The 5960-nt window shown below is 73.6% G+C and carries 2 protein-coding genes; both read right to left on the bottom strand.

Going from position 1 to position 5960, the window contains the following annotated elements; translation table 11 throughout:
- Positions 1–1810, bottom strand: a 1810-nt coding sequence (locus LCH29_RS43400) for a type I polyketide synthase (RefSeq protein WP_446467199.1), incomplete at its 3' end; no start/stop codon positions are given.
- 69 nt (positions 1811–1879) lie between these two features.
- On the bottom strand, positions 1880–5960 hold a 4081-nt coding region (locus LCH29_RS43395; protein ID WP_446467198.1), incomplete at its 5' end, for an SDR family NAD(P)-dependent oxidoreductase.

Below are 5960 nucleotides of genomic sequence, written 5' to 3'. Positions count from 1 at the left end.
CGGCGACGCGGGTGGCGAAGACGGGGGAGTCGTCCAGCAGTGCGGCGCCCATTCCGGCCCATTGCGAACCCTGCCCCGGGAACACCAGCACCGGGCCCGTGCCACCAGCGCCGAGGCCACCCGCGGCCGCCGGGCCGCCGGGTTCGACCACTCCGGGATGGGTGTCCCCGGCGGCCAGCGCCATGAGCCCCGCCGTCAGCTCGTCGCGGCCCTCACCCACGACCACCGCGCGGTGGTCGAACACCGACCGGGTACGGATCAGCGACCAGCCCACCTCGGTGGGCGAAACGTCCGCGTCGGCGGCCACCCGCTCGGCCAACGCCCGCGCCTGACCCCGTAACGCCGCGGCGCTGTGTCCCGACACCACCCACGGCACGACGCCGACGTCAGCGGTGTCCGGTCGCGTGCCGTCCTGCTCCGCTTCCTCCGGCGCCTCCTCCAGGATCAGATGGGCGTTGGTGCCGCTGATCCCGAAGGAGGACACGCCCGCGCGGCGCGGACGGTCGTCCGCCGCCCAGACGACCTGTTCCGTCAGCAGCCGCACCTCACCGGCTGTCCAGTCCACATGCGGCGACGGCTCGTCGATGTGCAGGGACTGCGGAAGCACCCCATGCCGCATCGCCATCACCATCTTGATCACACTGGCCACCCCGGCGGCGGCCTGGGTGTGCCCGAGGTTCGACTTGATGGAGCCCAGCCACAGCGGCCGCCCGTCCGGCCGGTCCTGTCCGTACGTGGCCAGCAGCGCCTGCGCCTCGATCGGGTCGCCGAGCGTCGTACCGGTGCCGTGCGCCTCCACCGCGTCCACCTCGCGGGGCGCCAGCCGGGCGTTGGCGAGCGCCAGCCGGATCACCCGCTGCTGCGAGGGCCCGTTCGGCGCGGTCAGCCCGTTGCTGGCGCCGTCCTGGTTGACCGCCGAGCCCCGGATGACGGCCAGCACCCGGTGCCCGTTGCGCCGCGCGTCCGACAGCCGCTCGAGCAGCACCAGTCCGACGCCCTCGGAGAAGCCGGTGCCGTCCGCGGCCGCCGCGAACGCCTTGCACCGCCCGTCCGGCGACAGAGCGCGCTGACGGGAGAACTCGGTGAAGCCACCCGGTGTCGCCATCACCGTCACCCCGCCCGCCAGGGCGAGGGTGCATTCGCCCTGCCGCAGCGCCTGCGCCGCCATGTGCGTCGCCACCAGCGATGACGAGCACGCCGTGTCCACCGTGACCGCGGGCCCCTCGAGACCGAAGGAGTACGACACCCGGCCCGATACCACACTGCCCAGGTTGCCGGTGGCGACATAGCCCGCCGCGTCGCTGGTCTTCTGCCCGATGAGCGACAGATAGTGGTACGAGTCCACCCCCGCGAACACCCCGGTGTCGCTCCCGTTCAGCGCGTCCCGGCCGAGCCCGGCCCGCTCGAACGCCTCCCACGCCGTCTCCAGCAGCAGCCGCTGCTGCGGATCCATCGCCGCGGCCTCGCGCGGGCTGATCCCGAAGAAGTCGGCGTCGAAATCGGCCACATCGCGGAGGAAACCACCCTCCCGGGCGCTACTCGTCCCGGCACGCTCGGGATCCGGGTCGTAGAGGCCGTCCAGATCCCAGCCGCGGTCCTCGGGAAAGGACGAGATGACGTCCGCCCCGTCGCTCACCACCCGCCACAGATCCTCCGGAGAGGCCACGTCACCGGGGAAGTGGCAGGCCATCCCGATGATGGCGATGGGCTCCCGGGCCCGCTCGTCGGCCTCGCGCAACTGCCGTTTGGCCAGGCGCAGATCGGCGGTCGCCCGCTTCAGGTAGCTGCGGAGCTTCTCGTCGTCCGTCATGTCACATCAACCCGATCGTCACGGCCGTCTGGATTCATCGGAAAGGCATCCATCGGAAGGCGGGGAAGGTCAGCGGAGACTGTCGTCGAAGGGGGCGTTCAGTTCGCCGTCGAGCACCTGGAACAGCTCCTCGTCGGTAGCCGAGTCCAGGTCGTCCTCGGCGGACACCTCTTCACGATCGCCGTCCACCCTGCGCAGCAGCTCCCGCAGCCGCCCGGCGATCCGCGTCCGCTGCTCCGGGTCGTCGGCCACGGTGCCCAGGGCCGCGCCGATGGCGTCCAGGTCGGCGAGGAGGGACCCGGTCGGGGCGGCCCCGGCCGGGACCAGCAACTCGTCCAGGAGCCGGACGACCGCTGTGGGCGTGGGGTGGTCGAAGACCAAAGTGGCGGGCAGCCGCAGCCCGGTGGCGGCGCCGAGCCGGTTCCGCAGCTCGACCGCGGTCAGGGAGTCGAAGCCGAGTTCCCGGAAGTTCTGCGCGGGGTGGATGGACTCCGCCGCGTCGTGGCCCAGCACGGTCGCGGTATGGCCGCGCACCAGCCTGAGGAGCGCCTGCTGCCGGTCCTCCTCGGAGAGCGCCGCGAGCGACCGCGCCGGGTCCGCGGCGGACACCCCGGCTGCTTTGGCGGCGGCCTGCGACGTGCCGCCGCGCACGAGGGTACGGAAGAGGGCCGGTGGTGCGGTGTCCCGGGCCTGGCGCCGCAGGGCGGCCAGGTCCAGGCGGATGGGCGCCAGCGTGGGCAGGCCACTGGCGAGGGCGATGTCGAGCAGCGCGAGCCCCTGCTCGGTCTCCAGCCCCACGATGCCCGCCCGCGCCAGCCGGTCCCGGTCGGCGTCGGTCATGTCCCCGGTCATCCCGGTGACCTGCTCCCAATAGCCCCAGGCCAGGGAGGTCGCGGGCAGGCCCTGGGCGTGGCGGTGCTGGGCCAGGGCGTCCAGGAAGGCGTTGGCTGCCGCGTAGTTGCCCTGCCCCGCGGCGCCGAGCAGCCCGGCGGCGGCGGAGAACAGCACGAACGCCGAAAGCCCCAGGTCGCGGGTCAGCTCGTGCAGATTCCACGCCGCGTCCGCCTTCGCCCGCAGGACGTCATCGACCTGCGCGGGCGTCAGCGCCTCGACCGTGGCATCGCGCAGCAACCCTGCGGCATGGACCACCGCGGTGAGCCGGTGGCGCTCGGGAACGGACTCCAGCAGCTTGGCGAGGGACGCCCGGTCCGCGGTGTCACACGCGGCCACCGTGACCTGTGCGCCCAGTTCGCCCAGCTCCGCCGCCAGTTCGGGAGCCCCCGGCGAGTCCGGCCCCCGGCGGCTGACCAGCAACAGCCTCCGTACGCCGTGGCGGATCACCAGATGGCGGGCGGTGGCGGCCCCCAGGGTGCCGGTGCCACCGGTGATCAGGACGGTGCCCTCCGGGCCGAGGGCCTGGGGAATCGTCAGTACGATCTTGCCGATGTGGCGTGCCTGGCTGAAGTGGCGGAACGCCTCGGGAGCCCGTCGGATGTCCCACACCGTGGTGGGCAGGGGATCCAGCGCCCCGTCATCGAACAGCACCGACAGCTCGGCCAGCATCTGCTGGATACGGTCCGGACCGGCACCGCCGACGAGGTCGAACGCACGGTAGACGACCCCGGCGTGCTCGGCGCCGACCTGGGCGGGGTCACGGATGTTAGTCCTGGCCATGTCGATGAAGCGACCGCCGGGCGCCAGCAGCCGCAGCGACGCGTCCACGAAGTCACCCGCCAACGCATTGAGCACCACATCGACGGACCCCGCGGCCTCGCGCACCCGGTCCTCGAAGTCGAGCGTGCGGGAGGAGGCGATGTGGCGGTCGTCGAAGCCACGGGCCCGCAGCGCATGCCACTTGCCGGGGCTCGCGGTGGCGTACACCTCAACCCCCCAGTGCCGGGCCAGCTGCACGGCCGCCAGCCCGACCCCGCCCGTGGCCGCGTGCAGCAACAGCTTCTCCCCGGAGCGCAGTCCCGCGAGATCGGCCAGCCCGTAGTACGCGGTGAGGAAGGCCGAGGGGATGGTCGCCGCCTGCGCGTACGACCAGCCGTCCGGCATCCGGGTGATGAGCCGACTGTCGGTGACGACCAGCGGTCCGGTGCCGTTGAACAGGCCCATCACCCGGTCACCCACGGCGAACCGGTCGGTGTCCGGGCCCACTTCGACCACCACGCCCGCACCGTCGCCACCGAGCGGCCGGGGGTCCTCCACCATGCCCAGCGCCACCACGACGTCATGGAAGTTCACCCCGCCCGCGTACAGCGCCACCCGCACCTCGCCGGGGCCCAGCGGGCGCGTGTTCTCCGGGCAGGCGACCAGGGCGAGATGGTCCAGGCTGCCGTGTCCGGTGAGCCCCAGCCGCCACGCCGCCGGGCCATCGGGCGGGGTGAGCCGCCTGGCGGCGTCGTCATGGGCGAGCCGGGCCACGTACGCCTGCCCGGCGCGCAGCGCGATCTGCGGCTCGCCCGAGCCGACCGCGTCCGCCACCGCGCGCGGTGAAAGCTCATGCTCATCCAGGTCGAGCAGCAGCACCCGGCCGGGGTTCTCCGACTGGGCGCTGCGCACCAGACCCCAGGCGGCGGAGGCGGGCAGGTCGTGGATGTCGTCATGGCCGTGGGCGGCCACCGCGCGCCGCGTGACGACGGCCAGCCGGGAGCCACTGAACTCGGGGGCGGCGAGGAAGTCCTGGAGCAGCGAGAGCACTTCGGTGCCGATGCGATGCGTGTGCTCGACCGGCTCGGCGTCCGGGGGAGTGGTGACGGTGGCGAACATGACGTCGGGCGCCGGCGCGCCATCCGCCACGGCCGTCCGGACGGTGTCGAGCCCGGGATGACGCGAGGCGTCGGGCAGGGCGGCGACCAGCGGTTCCGCGTCGGCCCCGAGGACGGCCGTACGGAGCGCCGGGCGACCCTCGGCCCCGCTCTCGGGCAGGGGCAGAGGCACCCAGCCGAGCTGGAACAGCGCGTTGCGGCCCGCGAACCGGGCCCGGCCCAGCCGGGCGTCTTCCGGTACGGGCCGCAGGATCAGATCGTCCACGGTCACCACCGGTGCGCCCACCGGATCGCAGACGTGGAGAGCCAGCCGGTCCGCCGCGGTGGGGGTGATGCGTACCCGCAGGGCCTCGGCACCGGTGGCGTACAGCCGCAGACCGCTCCAGACGAAGGGGAGCAGGACCCGCTGCGCCTCCTCGGAATCGGGGGCGACGCCGAGGGCGCGGGTGTGGAGGGCGGCGTCGAGCAGCGCCGGGTGGATGCCGTACCCGGTGGCGGAGGCGCGTTCGCCCTCGGGCAGCGCCACTTCGGCGTACAGGTCGTCGTCCAGCCGCCATGCGGCGGTGAGCCCCTGGAACGACGGGCCGTAGGCGTAGCCGTGGTCGTCGAGCCGCGCGTAGAAGTCCCGTACGGGCAGCGGTGTGGCCCCCGGTGGCGGCCACGTACCGTCGAGCGCGAGGGGCGCCGTCGCGGGTGAGGGGGCGAGCGCACCGGTGGCGTGCCGTGTCCACGCGGCGTCACCGCTCTCGGCGGCGGGACGGGCATGGATGGTGAGGGCGCGCTCATCGCCGGGGCCGGGGGCGCCGACCACGATCTGGACATCGACCGCCTCGCCGTCCGGCACGACCAGGGGCGCGGCCAGGGTCAGCTCGGACACCTGGTCACAGCCGGTCCGGGCGGCGGCGTGCAGGGCGAGTTCGGCGAAAGCGGTCCCGGGCAGCAGCACGGTGTCCAGCACCCGGTGGTCGTTCAGCCACGGGTGGGTCTGCGGGGACAGCCGCCCGGTCAGCAGATGGGTGCCGCCCTCGGCCATCTCCACGGCGGCACCGAGCAGCGGATGCCCGGCGGACATCAGCCCCAGTTCGGCGGGATCGCCACTCGCCCCGCCACGTCGGTCGAGCCAGTAGCGTTCGCGCTGGAAGGCGTACGTGGGCAGGTCGATGACGCGGGGCGCCGGATCGGCGGGGAACCGGCGGGACCAGTCCACCTCGACCCCCGCCGTGAAGGCCTGGGCGAGCGCGCGCATCAGTTGGGCGTGGCCACCGTGGTCGCGGCGCAGGGTGGGGACGGTGGCGGCCTGGATCCCGGCTTCCTCGAACGTCTCCTGCATGCCGACGGTGAGGACGGGGTGGGTGCTGGCCTCGATGAATACGCGGTGG

The sequence above is a fragment of the Streptomyces sp. BRA346 genome (genome assembly GCF_052851135.1).
The sequence above is the reverse complement of the archived record's forward strand: the minus strand, read 5'-3'. Positions and strand labels throughout refer to the sequence as shown.